The organism is Streptomyces sp. NPDC093591 (assembly GCF_044764885.1).
Classification (GTDB): Bacteria; Actinomycetota; Actinomycetes; order Streptomycetales; family Streptomycetaceae; genus Streptomyces.
The window spans coordinates 117243-134973 of the sequence record NZ_JBIWIY010000013.1; the positions used below are offsets into that span (position 1 = coordinate 117243).

The following is a 17731-nucleotide window of genomic DNA, read 5'->3' on the forward strand; positions in this document are numbered from 1 at the left end:
CGGAACGACTGCCCAGACTTCATGGGGGGTGCCCGGAGAAAGAGGTGAAGGGTCCGGCTGCAGCCGGACCCTTCGATCGTAGCGGGGGCGGGATTTGAACCACGCGACCTCTGGGTTATGAGCCCAGCGAGCTACCGAGCTGCTCCACCCCGCGTCGGTGAATCCACCGTACGCCACGCACGCGCCGCCTGCAGCGATTTACCGTGCCGATGCGCCCGGCGGCCTCGCCGAACAGAACAGGGTGAGCGCGTCGACAGTCGATGTTTCGGGTCGTACTTCTCCCACCCGTCATCCAGCATCATGGGTGGACGTCTGAGGTGGTCTCCGTGCCGGACAGTTCTGACAGTACGCGGAGCCATGGGCGGACACAGGCCGGCGGACACGGGCCGAGGGGCCTGTGCATACCAGCGATCACTGAACATGCCCCCCCTGGCCAACAGAGATGGCAATGCCTGATCACCACCGTCAGCTACCTGACCAACCAGCAGTTCACGTGCCACATCATGGGCCGCCCCCTCGCGGCTTGCGCCACCTACTGCTCTGCCTTGCTCTCGCCGTTGGCCGTGGTCTGTCGCTTCTTCCAGGCCCGGACGTCGGCGGCAGTGGCCGCTGCCGCCGACGCTGTGAGGGACTGTCAAACAAGTGGTGTACTGCGGTAGTTGGGGTTACTGACGGGCCGCCGATAGGCGGCCGTCGAAGGTGATGTCGAAGGCGTTCAGCGCGGTCTTCCAGCGCATCGTCCAGCGGGCCTGGCCCTTCCCGGTGGGATCGGGTGACATGATCGCCATGTAGACGCACTTCAGGGCAGCCTGCTCGTTCGGAAAGTGTCCGCGAGCCTTCACTGCTCGCCGGATGCGGGCGTTGACCGACTCGATCGCATTCGTGGTGCAGACGATGCGGCGGATCTCGGTGTCGAACCGCAGGAACGGGGTGAACTCCTCCCAGGCGTTCTCCCACAGTTTGACGATCGCCGGATACTTCCTGCCCCAGGCGTCGACGAACTCGGCGAACCGCTCCAGGGCGGCTTCTTCGGTGGGGGCGGTGTAGACGGGCTTGAGAAGCTTGGCGATCTTGTCCCAGTCCTGGCGGGCGGCATAGCGGAAGGAGTTCCGCAGCAGGTGGACCACGCAGGTCTGCACGATTGTCTTTGGCCAGACCGTCTCCATCGCCTCAGGCAGGCCCTTGAGCCCGTCGCAGGCGAGCATGAGGACGTCGTGCACGCCGCGGTTCTTGACCTCGGTGAGAATGTGCAGCCAGTGCTTGGCTCCCTCGCCGCCGTCGCCCGCCCACAGGCCCAGGATCTCGCGCCGGCCTTCGGTGGTGACGGCCGGGGCCACATAAATGGGTCGGTTGGCGACCGCGCCGTCGCGGATCTTGACGTGGATGGCGTCGATGAAGGCCACCGGATAGACGGCGTCGAGAGGCCGGCTCTGCCATTCGGCCATGCCCTCCAGGACCTTGTCGGTGATGGTGGAGATGGTCTGGCGGGAGACCTCGGCGCCATAGACCTCCGCCAGGTGGGCCTGGACCTCGCCAGTGGTCAAGCCCTTCGCGGCCAGCGAGATGACCATCTCGTCGACGCCAGTCAGGCGCTTCTGCCGCTTCTTCACGATCTTCGGTTCGAAGGAGCCGTCCCGGTCGCGGGGCACGGTTATCTCCACCGGGCCGACATCGGTCAGCACGGTCTTGGAGCGTTTGCCGTTGCGGGAGTTGCCGCCGTCCTTGCCCGCCGGAGATTGCTTGTCATAGCCGAGGTGGTCGGTGATCTCGCCCTCGAGAGCGGACTCCAGCAGCCGCTTGGTCAGCTGCTGGAGCAGCCCGCCCTCACCGGTCAGCTGCAGGCCCTCGGCCTGGGCCCGGCTCACCAGCTCGTCGATCAACTGGTCATCCACGGCCTTCGCCGACACAGCCGCTGCCGACTCGACAGCCTCATGCTCGACCACGTTCTCACTGGTCATCGATGCATCTTCCATGATCGGGAGTTACACCGAACGTCTTACAGCCCCGTTGGCCTGTGGAATAAGTGCGCTATTCGATGCGGGGGCGTTCTCTGCCTGGGGCACTGCTGGCACCGTGTCGACCCCTGGCGCCTTCTGTGCAACGCTGAGCCGATTCGTTGTCTTATTGGGGAGCACCCGTTGGAGGGAGTTTATTGGCATGCTTGAAACAGTGTCGAGCTCGGAGGACTGGATTAGCCGTTTTCATCCGGCGCCGGACAGCTCAGTGCGGCTCGTATGCCTGCCGCACGCCGGCGGGTCGGCAAGCTTCTTCTTCCCGGTTTCCAAGGCTCTCGCACCCGCTGTGGAGGTACTGGCGATCCAGTACCCCGGTCGTCAGAATCGGCTCCATGTGCCGCCGATCGACAACCTTTCAGAATTGGCGGATGGGATCTTCGGCGCGCTACGGCTCAGGCTCGATGACCGGCCGCTGGCGCTGTTCGGGCACAGCATGGGTGCCGTGCTCGCGTATGAGGTAGCGCTTCGCCTGCAGCGGAGCGGTCTTCCGTCGCCGGCTCGGCTCTTCGTCTCCGGTCGGCAGGCCCCGTCCTGCTATCGAGACGGACAGATCCATCGGGCGTCCGATGACGAGGTCGTGGCTTCGCTCCAGGCGCTGAGCGGCACCAGCCAGGCGATTTTGGACGACCCGGAATTGCTGGCGGTGATCCTTCCGGCGATCCGCAGCGACTACCATGCCGTCGCGGGGTACCAGCACGACCCAGCCCAGGTACTCAACTGCCCGGTGACCGTGCTGACCGGCGACAGCGACCCGCAGGTGTCGATCAACGAGGCACGCGCCTGGGCAGAACACACAACTGGGCAGACTGACGTGGAAGTGTTCCCGGGGGGGCACTTCTTTGTCGTCGACCGCAGTAGTGAGGTGATCGGACTGCTGTCCCGGGAGTTGCGCAACCTGTGCGCGGGGTTGAACCGATGAATCATCTTTGGGGACGTTAGCTCGCGGCGAGCAGTGTTTTCTCAGGCATAGCCGGCGGGTCGCCGCCCTGCGGTCGCATGCTCGACGGCTGAACAACGGCTTTGCGCTCTCCCACAGTCCGTCCGAAACGATCCGACTCCACGTTCGCTGCCGCCACGTTTCAGGCAGGAGTCCGCCCCATACAGAGAAGCAGGGAAAACAATGATGCGTGTTGAAGTCGACGTTCCCAGCTGTGTTGCTTCGGGCCAGTGCGTGATGCTCGCCCCCGACGTCTTCGACCAGCGGGAGGAGGACGGCAGCGTCCTCCTCCTCGATGACACTCCGCCTTCCGAACTCCATGACGCCGTAGGCGAGTCGGCCACGATGTGCCCCGCGCAAGCGATCCGGCTCGCGGAGTCGTGAGCCCGTGGGCGTGCCTTGAGGAAGTCGCTGCCGCGCTCGCGTAGTGGGCTGTGCGGTTCAGCGTCCGCGCCGTTTCATATAGAGGTCGAAGACCCGGTAGACCACCGGCCGCAGTGGCAGGTCCCACTCGCCGACGTACCGGACCGCCTGGCCGCCGGTGCCGACCTTGAACTGGACGAGGCCGACGTGCGGATCCTGCGCGTCCAGCGTCGGCGTGATACCGCGCAGGTCGTAGACGTCGCAGCCGGCGGCGAGCGCGTCGCGGATCATCGCCCACTGGCAGGCGTTGGAGCCGCGCACCTCGCGCTTCGCGGTGGCGGAGGCACCGTAGGCGTACACCGCGTGGGCGCCTACGCGGACCAGGATGGTGGCGGCGACCAGATCGCCCTGATGGTGGGCCAGGTAGAGCCTGATCCGCTCGGGGCCCTCGGCGCTCAGCGCCGCGAACATGGTCTCGAAGTAGCGCAGCGGCCGGGGTGTGAAGTGGTCACGCTCGGCGGTGTGGACGTAGAGGTCGTGAAACGCCTTCAGGTCTTGCGGGCACCCGTCGCCGGCCGTGACCTCGACGCCTTCCTTGGCCGCCTTCTTGATGTTGCGGCGCCACTGCTGGTTCATGCCTCTGAGCAGCTCGTCCTCGGTCCTGCCTGCCAGCGGGACCTCGTACTTGAATTGCGGATGCCCGACCCCGAACCCGTCCAACGGGTTCTGCGGCAACCAGCCCGCGTCCTCCAGCCTGTTGCCCACGCGGGCGCCGACCGGGTCGCTCCACTGTCCGGGCAGGTCGGTCAGCCGCCGGATGTCCGGGCCGGCGATGCCCTCCTTGACCTGGGCGGCGGCCCAAGTGTCCGTGACCACCGGCGGGCCGAGTCGGATCGCGAACGCCCCGTGCTCCTTGAGATACGCCGCCAGCGGATCGAGCCACGCACCGATGTCACCGCTCCAGTCGATGACCGGGCCCTCGGGCAGATACGCCAGCGTGAAGCGGTCGAGCCGCGGCACCGGGCGGTGCAGGACGAGCCCGGCACCGACCAGGCGCAGGCCGTCGAACCAGCCGAGGGACTCGCTGCGCCACTCTGTCTTGACGCGGCCCCACGCGGGGGTCTGCAGAAAGCTGACCGACCGCTGGGCCCGCACGAACACCAGATGCTCGGCGGCGCTAATCGGCCTGACGACGAGATTCCCGACTGCAGTTCGCATGGGTTCACTGGAGAGGTTGTAGGACATGGCGCCAGTCAATGTAGCGGGGTGTTGCCCGGGCGTATGCGATTCTCGATACGCCGACGATATGTCACGGCGGCGACGGCCTTGACGAGCTTCGTCGCAGCGGCGTCCCGTCTCCTCCTGCGAACCGGTCTGAACTCCGGCGGGTACTTGCAGGTCAGCGCATGTCGGTTGTCGCCAGGGAGCGGGGTGGCGACGCCGGGATGGGCGCTCCGGTGCCGAGTTGCGTCTCCAGGCGCTTCGGGAGCGCGCGACGGTACAGCGGCAGGGCCGCGGCGCTCGTGACAACGGCGACCACGACGAGAACGGAGAAGATTGGCTTGGTGATCAGGCCCTGCGTCAAGCCGATGTTGATGAAGATGAGGATCATCATGCCGCGGGCGTTCATCAGTCCTCCCACGGCGAAGGCCTCGCGCCAGCTGAAGCGGAGCGTCCTCATGGCCAGGGTGCTGCCGAAGTACTTGCCCGCGAATCCCGTCAGGAGCACGGCGGCGCCGAACAGCAGGGTGTCGGCCGAGATGCCGCGCAGGTCGGTGGTGAGACCGGACAGGCAGAAGAAGACGGGCAGCAGCAGCGTGGAGACGGTGTCCATCATCCGGCTGTGCAGCGCCTGGCGGAACCGCGGGTCGCGGGGCATGGCGAGGCCGGCGATGAATCCGCCGAAGACGGAGTAGATCCCGATCAGGTCGGTGAGGTATCCGCAGACGAGCGGGACGATGACGACGACGTACATCACGCCGGGGCTCAACGTGCCCTGTCGGCCGACGTGCCGCGCCAGCGGCCGCAACAGCCGGTTCACTCCGAACAGCATCACGGCGGTGAACAGGAGGCTGTAGCCGATCATGGGCAGAGCGTCGGCGGCCCCGGCACCGGTGTGCACGGCCGTCAGCACGGCCAGGAAGCACCAGGCCGCCGCGTCGTCGATGGAGGCGGCGACCAGGGACAGCCGTCCCAGGCGGGAGTTCTGCAGACCCCGCTCGTACAGCATTCGGGCCAGCATGGGGAGCGCTGTGAGGGACAACGCTCCGCCCACGAAGAGGGCGAATTCCCACCGGCCGACATCCTCGCGCGAGAGGTCGTCCCACATCAGCAGGCCGACGAGACCGCCGAGGACGAGGGAGGGCAGGAACCCGGAGATGGCAAGGACCGCCGGATGGTGCTTGCGATCGGACTCATGGCGGCCGGGCTCGAGACCGGCACCGACGAGGAACATGTAGAGCGTCAATCCGATGGTGCTCAGGACGTACAGCACCGGCCGTGCCGCAGCCGGGAAGACATCCGCCTGAAGACCGGGCGCCAGCCAGCCGAACAGTGTCGGGCCCAGCATGATGCCGCCCACGATCTCGCCGAGTACCCGCGGCTGTCCGAGCATGGCCGCGAGCCGGCCGGCCACGGCCGCTGTCAGCAGGATGACCGCCAGCGCAGGAAGCACGTCGAGCGCCAGTTCGAGGTTGGCGTCGCTCGCGGCCAAGGACACGTGGTCCTGCATGGGAATGGGGCCTCCTTGAGTCGGGTGCCGAAGGCTGTCGTCAGTGAGGGACCGGACAGAGGCGGTCGTGGGTGGCGTGGTCCTTCTCGGCGCATCGGATGTGGTTCACGTCCGCCTCGCGGCGAACCGGCTCACCTTGTCGATGACGTCGGCGCCGTACAGCCGCAGCGCCTGCTGGAGCGCGAAATCCGCCATGTAGCGGCGGAACTCCTCGGGCGGCTCCTCGGACAGGTTCAGCATCCGCCGGTTGGCGAGTACCGCTTCCCCGCCAAGCCGTTCAAGGGCCCGCTCGATCGCGGCGTCCAGGTCGGCCGGTTCGGCGACCTCGTCGACGATGAGACGGGCGTCCGGTTCGCTCGCCCACAGCCGTCGGCCGCCGAGGATCACCTGCCGGGCGGCGCGCGGGCCGAGCGAGCGGGTGAGGCGGAAGTTCGCGACGCCCGGGATGATTCCCTCCTTGGCGGCGGGCAGGCTGAGGAAGGCGTCGGACGCGGCCAGCACATGGTCGAAGACGAGCAGCAGCTGGGCGCCGCCGCCGATCGCGAACGCGTCGACGGCGGCCGCCCACGGTTTGGCCGCGTACGGCGGCCGCCAGTCACCGTCGTCCAGGCGGAGCCCGCGAACGATTTTGTTGAGGTAGCCGAGCTCGCGGCGGAGCAGGAACCCGACGAGCGGGATGTCGCCCGATGACAGGTACTTGAGGTTGATTCCGGCGCTGAACACGCGCCTGCCTCGGTAGCGCGGGTGGGTCATCTGGCCGCCGCGCACGAACCCGACCGTGACGTCCTCGTCCAGCAGGGCGAGGTCGACCGCGGTCTCCATGTCCTCGACCTGTCGCTCGTCCTCGGCGTTGAGGCGGTCGCCGCGGCACATCGTCAGGTGGGCGACGCCGTCGCGCCGCTCCAGCCGGACGGCCTCGGTCCGCAGGAGGCCGGTCCGCCGGAACTCCGGGAGCAGTGCGAGCGCCCGTGCGGTCGGCCGGAGCATCGCGTCGACCAGGTGGGGGCCCGTGACGGGCGATCCGAGCACCGCCCGCAGGAAGATACCCTGGTCGATCTCCCGGCCTTCCTTGTCCGCCTGGGTCCGCGACCGCTCGTCCGCGAGTTGCGCCGTCGTCGGGACCAGGCCGGGGAAGACTTCGGCTGCCTGCGTGACCAGGGCTTCGATGCGCAGACTACGGCTGGCGGTGAGCCGGGCGTACACCTCCTCGACGTGCTCGGCCAGGAACCGTGAGCGCATTCGGCGCATCTCGTCCTGGGCGGCGGCGGCCTCGGCCCGCTGGCCGGGGGTCCGTCGCGTCGGCTCGGGGAGGACGGCGAGCAGGTCGTCGACCTGCTCGGCCGCCTTGTGCAGCGCCTCCGCGGCGGCGGCGAGGCCGCCCGGGAGTTTGCTCGCGATCGTCATGCGGACGGTCCCGTGCGGCGCAGGGTGCGGTCGCAGGCGGCGAGGTGCCTGCCAAGCGCGTCCTCGAAGGTCGTCGAGCCGGCTTCGAAGATCAGCTGTCTGCGCATCGCCACCTCGGTGCCGTCCACTGCGCCGGCCGCCTCGGCCAGGTGGGCCAGCGTCGTCGCCGGGTCCTCGGTCACTTCGTCGATCAGGTTGAGTGCGAGCGCGCGGTCCGTATCGATCGGGGCCCCGAGCAGCACGGCCTGCCGGATGCCCGCGGCACCGGCCTGCTGGGTGAGCCGGTGCACGGTCATCCCCGGCCAGGTGGCATCCCCTGCCCAGGAGAGCAGCAGCCGGGTGTCAGGAGCGACGATGCGGACGTCGGCGGCGAGGAGGACGTCCAGGGCTGTTCCGGCGCAGTCGCCCGACGCCACCACGACCGTGAGGCGGCCAAGCCGTTCGAACCGGCGCACCACCCGTTCCCATTTGGAGAGCAGGCCGACGGTCAGCTCCGTCCACCAGTCGGCCGGCGGGACACCGGTGACGTGGAGGGTGACCGGGCCGGATTCCCGATGGTCCTCGGCGCGGTCGCAGAGGCCGTCCATCTCCTCGACCGACGCGGCCGACAGAGGCCGGGTGCCGTCCAGGCGCAGCATCAGTTCGCCATCCGTTTCCCCGCGCGTCACCACTGGATCAGCGCCGTTTCGATCGAGGAGCCGGGCCCCATGGTCATCAGCACTCCGTAGTCGCCGGGTTGGGCGATGTCCTCCTCGGCGAGTCGCTCGTAGGAGAAGAGGAAGGAGCCGCTGGAGAGATTCCCGTAGTCGCGGAGCACACCGGTGGTGTGCCGGACGTCGTGGCGGCTCAGGCCGAGGTTGACCACGACGGCGTCGATTACTTTCTTGCCGCCGGAGTGCACCAGCCAATGGCTGATGTCACTGCGGCGCAGCCCCGTACCGGACAGCAGCCTGTCGATGACGATCTCGGCGTGCGCACCGACCACGTAGGGAATCTGCGGATCGAGGAAGAAGCTGAACCGGTCCTGGTCCCGGTCCCAGTCGTAGCGCATCGCGTCGATCGCGTCGGTGATGAGGTAGCTCGCGGACTTCAGCATGCGTGGGCCAGGTGCCCGCGCGTCACCGGAGACGACGGCGAGGGCGGCGGATCCGTCACCGAACAGGCTGTTGACCACCGCGGTGCGCATCGTGCCGTCCAGGGCGTATGCGGCGGAACACGCCTCGCTGCACAGGACGACGCCGAGCTCGCCCGGGTGTGCCGCGGACCAGCCCGCGACCACGTTGAGCGCGTTCAGACCCGCATTGCATCCCATGCCCACGATGTCCGAACGGCTGCAGTGCGGGTCTATACCGAGTTCACGGATGATCAGTGCGCTCAGGCCGGGAGTCAGGTAGCCGGTCGAGGTGACGCAGCACAGGTGGCGCAGGTCCGAAAGCGTCGCTCCCGCCGACTTCAGGCAGCCTTCGAGCGCACGGCATCCCATGTCGACAGCGATCTTCTTGTGTTTGTCCAGGAGGTCGCCCTGGGGTTCCGATACGCGCACGCCACCGGGGCCTTCCTGCGGCAGCGTGAGAAAGCGCCGTTCGATCGCGCTGTTCAGGAAGACCGATCGGACCCTGGGGTCCTCGATGCCGAGGATGTCGAGCAGTTCGGCTTGCGAGTAGGACGTGTGGGACACGGCCGTCCCGACACCTGCGAACCTGGTGATCTCGGTGAGTCCGGTGAGGGCGGAAAGGTCCGCAGCCGGCGCGACAGTGGTGGTCATCGGTACATCCAGCCCCAAGTCCTGAGCTTGCTGCGCAACACTGGCTTTATCTGTGACGCGGTCATTGGTCTCACCTTTCGTGTTTCGCCGTACGGAGGTGGGGGTGCTTGTGACGCCGGGCTCCTTGCGCGGAGCATCAGCCGTACCGGTCTCTCCTCATGCTCAGCCGTCCGGCCGCGTGCACCGACTCGCAGCCCGCGAGGCCCAGGGCGTCCTGGAGTTCGGCGGCGAGCAGTTCGAGCACCTGTCGGGCGCCGTCCTCGCCCGCCGTGGCCAGCCCCCACATCAGGGGCCGTCCGATCAGCACGGCCGACGCACCGAGGGCGACCGCCTTGAGGATGTCTGTGCCGCTCCGGATTCCCCCGTCCAGCAGCACGTGGCAGCCGTCGGCGACGGCTGCGGCGATCTCGCCCAGCACCTCGATCCCGGGCACGGCGCCGTCCAGCTGACGGCCTCCGTGGTTGGACACCACGACGCCGCTGACACCGGTCTCGACGGCACGGCGGGCGTCCTCTACAGCGAGAATCCCTTTGAGTACCACCGGCAGGTTCGTGCGTGCGCACACCGCCGCCACGGAGTCCCAGTTGGCCGGGGCGAACTCGCGCGCGGTGTGGTCGGCCACGGCCGAGACGCCTCGCGTGCGGTGGTGGGCGGCCGCAGATGCCTCGAAGTTGGCAGCTGTCACCCACTCCGGCAGTGCGAAGCCGTTGCGCATGTCGCGCAACCGCCGTCCCATCCACGGCACATCGACGGTGAACACGATCGCCTCGCAGCCGGAGTCCTCCGCCCTGCGCACCAGTTCCAGAGATCGTTTCTGGTCACGCAGCCAGTACAGCTGGAACCACGGCCGGCCGCCGACGGCCGCGATCTCCTCCAGCCGCACGCTGCTCATGGTGCAGATGGTGTACGGCACGCCGGCGTCCCGGGCCGCGCGGGCCGCCGCGAGCTCGCCCTCTGGATGGAACAAGCGCTGGTACGCGATGGGCGCGACCGCCAGCGGCAATGCGGCATGGCGGCCGAGGACCTCGGCCTCCGTGCTGCTGTCGGTCACATCACGCAGCATCTGGGGCACCACGAAGATCCGCTCGAGCGCGGTGCGGTTGGCCACCAGAGATGCCTCGGTGCCGCTGCCCCCGGCGAGAAAGTCCCAGATGTGGCGGGGGAGGAGATCCCGGGCGGCGCTTTCGAGCTCCGCCAGGCGGAGGTACGTCATCGTCGTACGGCGCCGGGCTCGCTCTGTCCGGTCCGTTCCAGCTCCACGGCCTCGTACAGGGCCTTGATGTTGGAGCTGCCGAAGGTCTCCGCCCCCTGCCGCTCGATGATCTCGAAGAAGATCGTCCGCCGACGATGAGTGGAAGCGGTGAAGATCTGGAACATCTGGCCGCCGTGATCCTCGTCGGCCAGCACGTTCGTCGTCCGCAGATCATCCAGTTTGTGGGTGTCCAGCGCGATCCGTTCACCGAGCATGTCGTAGTAGGTCGCCGGCGTCTTCAGGAACTCCACCCCGCGCCGGGACAGCGCCTGGACCGAGCGGACCGCGTCGTCGCTGGTGAATGCGATGTGCTGGACACCAGCCCCGTGGTGCTCCTTGAGGAAGTCGTCGATCTGGCCCGGGTCGGCGCTCTCATCGGGCTCGATCAACGTGAGGGTGATCGCTCCCGAGGCGCTCTGCACGACGGTGGAGTTCATCGCCTGGGCACCGACCACGATGTGCTCCTCGAATATCTGCCGGAACCCCAGTGCCCGCTCGTAGAACCGCACCGTGGGGTCGAGGTCGCCCCCGCTCAGACAGACCGCGAAGTGATCGATCCCCAGCAGGTCCACGTCTCCCCCGCGATGGCCGTTCGCGTGCGGCGGGGCGGGAGTTTCGTCACTCTGGACCAGGGTGTGCACCACATCGCCGAAACCGAGGACGGCGGCCGTGACGGCCGGTCCGTGCGGATCCGCCGCGCTGCGCCGTGCCGGTTCCCGGACAGCGACGGCCCCGCCCCGCACGGCGGCCTCGAAAGCGGCGGCCGCGTCCAACGTACGCAGCGCGATATCGGCCACACCGTCGCCGTGCGTCTGGAGGTAGGCCGTCGCCGGATGACGGTCCGACGTCGGCTCGGTGAGGATCAGCTTGATCGGTCCCTGGCACAGCGTGACGCTCCGGTGGTCCGCCGAGCGGCTCGTACCGGCGACGGCGAAAGCGTATTGGTCCACCCAGCCGAACGCGGCCTCCTCGAGATTACCGACATACATTTCCACATACTCGATCTCGAAATTCTGCACAGCGCTCAAGACTTCCTCCAAGAAACGGATAGATGCCTATTCACAGCATGGCTGCGAGGCGATTTCTCATCAACGGTGTCAAATTGACGCCCCTCGGCACAGGCGTCGTGGATACCGGCTCCCGGGTTCAGCGCCCTGTGAACCGCACCGGGAGTTCCCGGTACCCCTGCACGGCGATCGCGCGCAACCAGGTGGGCTCCCGCACCAGTTCCACCCGTGAGACCCGCTCGGCCAATGTGCGCAATACGACCGACAGTTCAATTCGGGCAAGTGCGGAACCGAGGCAGTGATGCACGCCGTGGCCGAACGTGATGTGCCGGTTGGGCTTTCGCCCGGGGTGGAACGCGTCGGGGTCGTCGAACTCGGCGGGGTCCCTGTTCGCGGCGGGCAGCCACGCGACCACCGGTGTGCCGGGCGGCAGGTGACGGCCGTTGACCGTGACCTCGCTGGTCGTCACCCGGAGCACGTGCATCGCCGGCGAGGTCCAGCGCAGGACCTCCTCCACGGCAGTGCCGACATCCGCGCTCCCGTCGCGCAGGCCGGTCAGCAGGCCAGGCACCGTGGCGAGCGCGTGCACCGCGCCGGTGATCGCGTGCCGGGTGGTCTCGTTGCCGCCGATCAGTACGTTGTCGCAGTTGAGCAGGGCATCGTCGATGGTGAGGCTGTCTTCTGCCATCAGCGTGCTGACGAGGTCGGCACCAGGGCGCTCGCGCCGCTCGGTGATCAACTCGTAAAAGTAGACGAGGATCTCGGTGTGGGCCTGACGCGGCGTCATCCCGTCGAACAATTCGTCCGCACCGCCGAACGCGTGATTGGTCAGCTCGATGAGCATGTCCTGGTCCCCGGCCGGTACGCCGAGGATGTCGCACACGACCGCCGCCGGGATGCGTGAGCCGATCGCCGGGGCCACGTCGCACACGCCGCCGTCGAGCGCCTGGTCGAGCACGCGGCGCACCTCGGTCCGCACCCGCTCCGCCAGCTCCTGCGCGGCCGCTCTGGAGAGCAGTGGTCCGATGAGCCTGCGCAACCTGCGATGTTGCTCCCGTTCGGAGACCACCATCATCCGGCCGCCCGAGGTGTCCGGATGGTCGCGGTCGAAGCCGATCATCATCCCGTACTCGGAGGTGAACGGCGCGGAGGGCGCGAGGACCGCGGCGCACGCGCGGTGCGAGAACACGGACCAGAAGCCGGTGGGTGAACTGCCCGGCTCGCTCCACACCATCGCGTCCTGCGCCGCGAGCACCCGCCAGCGGGCGTGCCGGTCGAGCGTCGTGTACAGGTCGGGGTTGCCGAGATCGGTCGTGTCGGCGGTCTTCGTTCGCATGGAGGGTCTCCAGGTCACGTCGGTGCGCCGTCTAGCACCTTGGCGAGCTGTGCCACGGTCGGCGCGTTGAAGAAGGCCTGCACCCGCAGCCGGACGTGCAGGCTCTCGCGGATGCGGGCCACCAGCCGAGTCGCGAGCAGCGAGTGGCCGCCGACCTCGAAGAAGCTGTCCTCGACGCCGACGCTGCTGACGCCGAGCACTTCGGCGAACAACGTGGCCAGGTGGATCTCCGTGGGGGTGCTCGGCTCTCGCCCCGATGTCGCGCGTCCGGCGTCCTCGGGGTCGGGCAGGGCGGCCCGGTCGACCTTGCCGTTCGGCGATGTCGGCAGCCGCGGCAGGGCGACGACCACGTCGGGTACCAGGTAGGAGGGCAACCGTCCGCGCAGCTGTGCCAGGAGGTGTTCGGCCGGCACCGGCGCGCCCGCCGTGCCGACCACGTAGGCGACCAGCCTGTTCTCGTGCTCGGTCACCACCGCCTGGGCCACGGTGTCCACTTCGAACAGGGCGGCCTCGACCTCGCCCGGCTCGATCCGGTGACCACGGACCTTCAGCTGGTTGTCGGCGCGGCCGACGAAGACGAGCTGGCCGTCCGCGCGCGCCCGTACCCGGTCGCCGGTGCGGTACATACGGTCGCCCGGCGTGCCGAACGGATCCGGCAGGAACCGCTGCGCGGTCTGCGCCGGCCGGTTCAGGTAGCCGCGGGCGAGGCCGGGGCCGCTCATGTACAGCTCGCCCACGTCCCCGTCCGGGACGGCCCGTAGCCGGTCGTCCAGGACGTACGTGCGAACGTTGGTGATCGGCCTGCCGATCGGCGGCGTTCCGTCGCCGGTCAGTGGTTCGCTCGCGGTCACCGCGACCGTGGCCTCGGTCGGGCCGTACGCGTTGATCATTACGCGGTCGGTGGCCCAGCGTTTCGCGACCGGTGCCGGGCACGCCTCGCCCGCGACCAGGAGGGTCAGCCCTGCGGGCAGGCCGCCGGCTTCCTCCAGCGGCGCCAGCGCCGACGGCGGCAAGGTGATGTGGGTGATGCTCTGGTCGCGCACCAGCCGGGCGAGCGGTTCGCCCGGGACGAGGTCCGCCGCGGGAGCCAGCACCAGGCAGCCGCCGGCCAGCCAGATCGGCCAGAACTCGGCGACGGAGGCGTCGAAGCTGGGTGACGCGAACGCCAGCAACCTGCTGTCCGGCAGCAGCCGCTGGCGGCGCATGTAGTCGGCGGCCAGGTTCGGGATCCCGCGATGCGTGACCAGCACGCCTTTCGGCCGTCCGGTCGAGCCCGAGGTGTAGATGACGTACGCGGGGTGGTCGGGAAGCAAGGCGCCGAGCCGGTCGTGGTCGGCCAGGTCCGGCGCGGACCGAGACGGCTCCCGTTCCACGCTCAGGGCGACAGGAGCGCCGGCCACGTCCTGTCCCGGCAGGGACAGCACGCAGTGCGCTGAGGCGTCGTCAAGCATCTGCCGCCTGCGTTCCTCCGGATAGTCCGGGTTGACGGGCACGTACGCGGCACCGGCCTTGTGCACGGCCAGGACCGCGATGAGGAACTCGATCGACCGCGGCATCACCGTGGCGACCAGCCGCTCCGGGCCGGCTCCGTGCTCGACGAGGCGGCGGGCGACAAGGTTGGCCTCCGCGTTCAGCTCGGCGTAGGTCAGTGTGGTGTCACCCATCGCCACCGCCGGGCGGTCCGGCAGTGCCGCAGCGGTCGCCTCGAACAGTGCGGGCGCCGTGGACGGCGGCACGATCGCGCCGGTCATACCTGCTCCTTCGCTGCTCCGCGCGCGTCGGCGCTCGGGTCGACGGGGCGTCCGGCACGGCCCGGCTGACTGCCGCGGGCCGGCTCAAGGGGTGTCATGCGGTCTCCTCCCATCGCGCGGGCTCGGCGCGCAGGAGCCGGATCAGCTCGCGATTCACCGCTTCCGGGTTCTCCAAGTAGCCGAAGTGCCCGCACCCGGGGATCGTGCGGTGCGTCGCGCCGGGTATCGCGGCTGCCAGCTCCCGTCCGGCCGCCGGCGGCGCCACGAGGTCGTGCTCGAACGAGACGACGTGGCAGGGCACCTTGATCGCGCGGTAGGTCTGGATGCGGTCGGGCAACGCGCTCAGCAGCAGCTGGGCCCGGATCCCCGGGCCCCCCGTACCCGACGCCTCGAGCAGGTCGAGCCAGTCGGCGGTGAGGTCGTCGTCGGTGAGCGTCGCGGGCCCCAGATTGTGCATGGCGCGGACGGCGGCGAGGTACCCCCGCGGCAGCTCCGTACCGCGTTCGATCAGCTCTGCCTCGGCCTCCGCCAGCAACCGCTGGACGAGGCTGCTCCTGCCGCAGGCCGCCATCAGCACGGCCGATGCCAGCAGCTCGGGGCGGGCAAGTGCCAGCTCCTGCGCGATGTACGAGCCCATCGAGGTGCCGACCACGCGGCACGGCGCCACCCCGAGGTGCTCGATCAGGGCGGCCACGTCCGCGACGAGGTCGTCGATGGTGAAGCCGTCCGCGCCGTCGTCGCTGGGCGGGATCCCGCGGTTGTCCATGGTGATCACCCGGAATCCGGCGGCGCGGAGCGCGGGCACCTGGTGCAGGTCCCACACCGAACTCGGGGCCCCCGTGCCGGTCAGCAACAGGACGGGCGAAGTATTTCCGTGGTCGTGGTAGGACAACCGAATTCCGTTCTCCGTTGTCATCAACATGCCGGTCCTCCCCCACCAGATGCTGTGGCATATGTGCGACCGTACCTTCGGATATCGAGCATATGGAAGAGCAGCCATAGACATCCGCTATTTCGGACGCGCCGGAGACATGCGTCCACGGCCGTCGGCTTGACACCTCGACCGCCTATGAAAAACCCTGGCATTCATGAATTCATACGGTCTGTCCACGCGCTTGAGCATGGAAACTCTGCACGGCTCGCTCACCGATCCGGCCATTTCGTCGATGAACCTGCTCAATGAGCTGGTCGGCGAATATCCCGCGGCCATTTCCATGGCGGCGGGCCGCCCGTACGAAGAGTTCTTCGACGTCCGTCTCATCCACGAGTACATCGACGCCTACTGCGACCACCTCCGCAACGATCGGGGGCTGACCGAGGCGGAGGTCACCCGCACGCTCTTCCAGTACGGCACCACGAAGGGCGTCATCACCGATCTCATCGCCCGCAACCTCGCCGTGGACGAGAACGTCGAGGCCGACCCCGAGTCCGTGGTCGTCACCGTGGGCGCGCAGGAGGCCATGTTCCTCGTTCTCCGCGCGCTGCGGGCGGACGAGCGGGACGTGCTGCTCGCCCCCGCCCCCACCTACGTCGGCCTGACCGGGGCCGCGCTGCTGACCGACACCCCGGTCCGGCCGGTCCGGTCCACCGAGAATGGCATCGACCCCGAGGACCTCGCCCTCCAGCTGAAACGCGCCGACGAGCAGGGCAAGCGCGTCCGGGCCTGCTATGTGACGCCCGACTTCGCCAATCCGACGGGCACCAGCATGGACGTGCCCGCCCGCCACCGGCTCCTGGAGGTCGCCGAGGCGGGCGGCATCCTGCTTCTGGAGGACAACGCGTACGGGGTCTTCGGGTCCGAGCGCCTTCCCACGCTGAAGGCGCTCGACCGGTCGGGGACCGTGGTCCACATCGGCTCCTTCGCCAAAACCGGCATGCCCGGCGCCCGGGTCGGTTACGTCGTGGCGGATCAGCACGTGGCCGGGGGCGGCCTGCTCGCCGACCAGCTCTCGAAGCTCAAGGGCATGCTCACGGTGAACACCTCGCCCGTCGCGCAAGCGGTGATCGCCGGAAAGCTCCTGCTCAACGACTTCAGTCTGGTCAAGGCCAACGCCAGGGAAATCGCCATCTACCAACGCAACCTCCAGCACACGCTGGGCCAGCTCACCCGCAGGCTCGGCGGCTGCCCCGGGGTCGGCTGGAACGCGCCGAAGGGCGGTTTCTTCGTCACCGTCACCGTGCCCTTCGTCGTCGACGACGCGTTGCTGGAACACGCCGCCGGCGACTACGGCGTCCTGTTCACGCCGATGCATCACTTCTACGGCGGCAAGGACGGGTTCAGTCAACTCCGGCTCTCGGTCAGCCTGCTCACACCGGCGCTCATCGAGGAGGCCGTCTCCCGGCTCGCCGCGCTGATCACCGCGCGCCTCCCCTGATCCGTGATCCGGGCCGGGAGGGTCATGAGGGATCGCTCCGCAAGGACGCCTGCAGCAACAGGGCGTCGTGGCGGCCGCTGCCCCCGGCGGACCTGAACGAAGCCGGCTCCCTCACGTCGAATCCGGCCTGCTCCAGTTCCCGTACCACCTGATCCGGCTCCAGGAGCCGCAGGCGACTCGTGCAGACGACGAAGGGGTCCGACGCGTCATCGGCGGGGTAGACGGTGATGTCCTGGATCGCTTCCGCCGGCGACCGCCGCACGTGCAGCACGTACCGTCGGCCGCTGCGACCTGACAGCTCCTGAGCACGCTCGAGCGACTGCGACCCGCCCGTATCGGCCATGCTGATCAGGAAGGTCCCGCCGGGCTCGAGGTGCTCGCGAACCGACGCGTACAAGCCACGTCTGCCGGCGTCCTCCAGAAGGCTGATCGAGCCGTAGCTGATGACCACGGCCCCGAAGCGCCGGCCCAGGACGAAGGCGCTCATGTCTCCTTGCACCACGGTGCACCGGTCCCGAAGATCTGCCGGCTCGTCCGCCAGCTGCTGCCGAAGGGCGGCGACCATCGCGGGCGACAGCTCCAGTGCAGTCACCTCGAACCCGAGCGCCAGCAAGGGGAAGGTCAGCCGGCCCGTTCCGGCGGCGAGTTCGAGGACCGGTCCGGACGCGGAACGGATGCGGGCGCCCATCTCCTGTGCCTCCGAGACGCCGTCCGCATCCTGCATCAGATCGGACCCGGCGTCGTCGTCGTAGAAGCTGCGCAGCACACCTCGCTCACCTACGGAGGCCAGCAGAG

15 protein-coding genes and 1 tRNA gene are annotated in these 17731 nt (G+C 68.6%); 3 read left to right on the forward strand and 13 right to left on the reverse strand.

Translation table 11 applies throughout. The features are described 5' to 3' along the window. Window positions 1-79: 79 nt before the first annotated feature. A tRNA-Met gene (locus ACIREI_RS26825) sits at window positions 80-154 on the reverse strand. A 511-nt stretch (window positions 155-665) separates the two neighbouring features. Then, a complete protein-coding gene (locus ACIREI_RS26830) occupies window positions 666-1958 on the reverse strand; it encodes an IS256 family transposase (RefSeq protein WP_403337646.1) in 1293 nt (430 codons plus the stop codon). Window positions 1959-2157: 199 nt separating this feature from the next. On the opposite strand from ACIREI_RS26830, the gene ACIREI_RS26835 reads away from it, so the two are divergent. Then, window positions 2158-2934 (forward strand): thioesterase II family protein, encoded by a 777-nt coding sequence (locus ACIREI_RS26835; protein ID WP_403337649.1) that lies wholly within the window; start codon window positions 2158-2160, stop codon window positions 2932-2934. A 204-nt stretch (window positions 2935-3138) separates the two neighbouring features. Continuing rightward, on the forward strand, window positions 3139-3336 hold the full coding sequence (locus tag ACIREI_RS26840) for a ferredoxin (RefSeq protein WP_403337652.1): 198 nt from the start codon (window positions 3139-3141) through the stop codon (window positions 3334-3336). A 57-nt stretch (window positions 3337-3393) separates the two neighbouring features. Here ACIREI_RS26840 and ACIREI_RS26845 read toward each other — a convergent pair whose 3' ends face one another. The 10 genes from ACIREI_RS26845 to ACIREI_RS26890 all read right to left on the reverse strand — a co-directional run bounded on the left by ACIREI_RS26845 (window position 3394) and on the right by ACIREI_RS26890 (window position 15483). Then, entirely contained in the window at window positions 3394-4533 is a 1140-nt protein-coding gene (locus ACIREI_RS26845; RefSeq protein ID WP_403337655.1) for a lipid II:glycine glycyltransferase FemX, read from the reverse strand. A 181-nt stretch (window positions 4534-4714) separates the two neighbouring features. Continuing rightward, window positions 4715-6046 carry a cation:proton antiporter gene (locus ACIREI_RS26850; protein ID WP_403337658.1) on the reverse strand — a complete coding sequence of 444 codons (1332 nt, stop codon included), beginning with the start codon at window positions 6044-6046 and terminating at the stop codon, window positions 4715-4717. 105 nt (window positions 6047-6151) lie between these two features. Beyond that, on the reverse strand, window positions 6152-7450 hold the full coding sequence (gene dpgC / locus ACIREI_RS26855) for a (3,5-dihydroxyphenyl)acetyl-CoA 1,2-dioxygenase DpgC (RefSeq protein WP_403337661.1): 1299 nt from the start codon (window positions 7448-7450) through the stop codon (window positions 6152-6154). After that, window positions 7447-8118: an enoyl-CoA-hydratase DpgB gene (gene dpgB / locus ACIREI_RS26860; protein ID WP_403337664.1), complete on the reverse strand. Its 672-nt coding sequence runs from the start codon at window positions 8116-8118 to the stop codon at window positions 7447-7449. Before dpgB ends, dpgC begins: the two co-directional genes overlap by 4 nt. Next, on the reverse strand, window positions 8115-9215 hold the full coding sequence (gene dpgA / locus ACIREI_RS26865) for a 3,5-dihydroxyphenylacetyl-CoA synthase DpgA (protein WP_403337666.1): 1101 nt from the start codon (window positions 9213-9215) through the stop codon (window positions 8115-8117). Before dpgA ends, dpgB begins: the two co-directional genes overlap by 4 nt. Before the next feature lie 136 nt (window positions 9216-9351). Continuing rightward, entirely contained in the window at window positions 9352-10428 is a 1077-nt protein-coding gene (locus ACIREI_RS26870) for an alpha-hydroxy acid oxidase (protein ID WP_403337669.1), read from the reverse strand. Continuing rightward, window positions 10425-11456, reverse strand: a complete 1032-nt coding sequence (hppD, locus tag ACIREI_RS26875; protein ID WP_403338015.1) for a 4-hydroxyphenylpyruvate dioxygenase — start codon at window positions 11454-11456, stop codon at window positions 10425-10427. The genes ACIREI_RS26870 and hppD overlap by 4 nt, the downstream gene beginning before the upstream one ends. Window positions 11457-11613: 157 nt before the next feature. Then, window positions 11614-12810 (reverse strand): cytochrome P450, encoded by a 1197-nt coding sequence (locus ACIREI_RS26880; RefSeq protein WP_403337672.1) that lies wholly within the window; start codon window positions 12808-12810, stop codon window positions 11614-11616. A 14-nt stretch (window positions 12811-12824) separates the two neighbouring features. Continuing rightward, complete coding sequence (locus ACIREI_RS26885) at window positions 12825-14561, reverse strand: amino acid adenylation domain-containing protein (RefSeq protein WP_403337675.1); 1737 nt, start codon at window positions 14559-14561, stop codon at window positions 12825-12827. A 94-nt stretch (window positions 14562-14655) separates the two neighbouring features. Further along, window positions 14656-15483 carry an alpha/beta fold hydrolase gene (locus ACIREI_RS26890; RefSeq protein ID WP_403337678.1) on the reverse strand — a complete coding sequence of 276 codons (828 nt, stop codon included), beginning with the start codon at window positions 15481-15483 and terminating at the stop codon, window positions 14656-14658. Window positions 15484-15682: 199 nt separating this feature from the next. Here ACIREI_RS26890 and ACIREI_RS26895 point away from each other — a divergent pair, with 199 nt between their 5' ends. Beyond that, a complete protein-coding gene (locus ACIREI_RS26895; RefSeq protein WP_403337681.1) occupies window positions 15683-16936 on the forward strand; it encodes a PLP-dependent aminotransferase family protein in 1254 nt (417 codons plus the stop codon). A 22-nt stretch (window positions 16937-16958) separates the two neighbouring features. Here the strand turns inward: ACIREI_RS26895 and mpaM are convergent, their stop codons facing one another. After that, a complete protein-coding gene (gene mpaM, locus ACIREI_RS26900) occupies window positions 16959-17702 on the reverse strand; it encodes a daptide-type RiPP biosynthesis methyltransferase (protein WP_403337683.1) in 744 nt (247 codons plus the stop codon). Window positions 17703-17731: the final 29 nt, after the last annotated feature.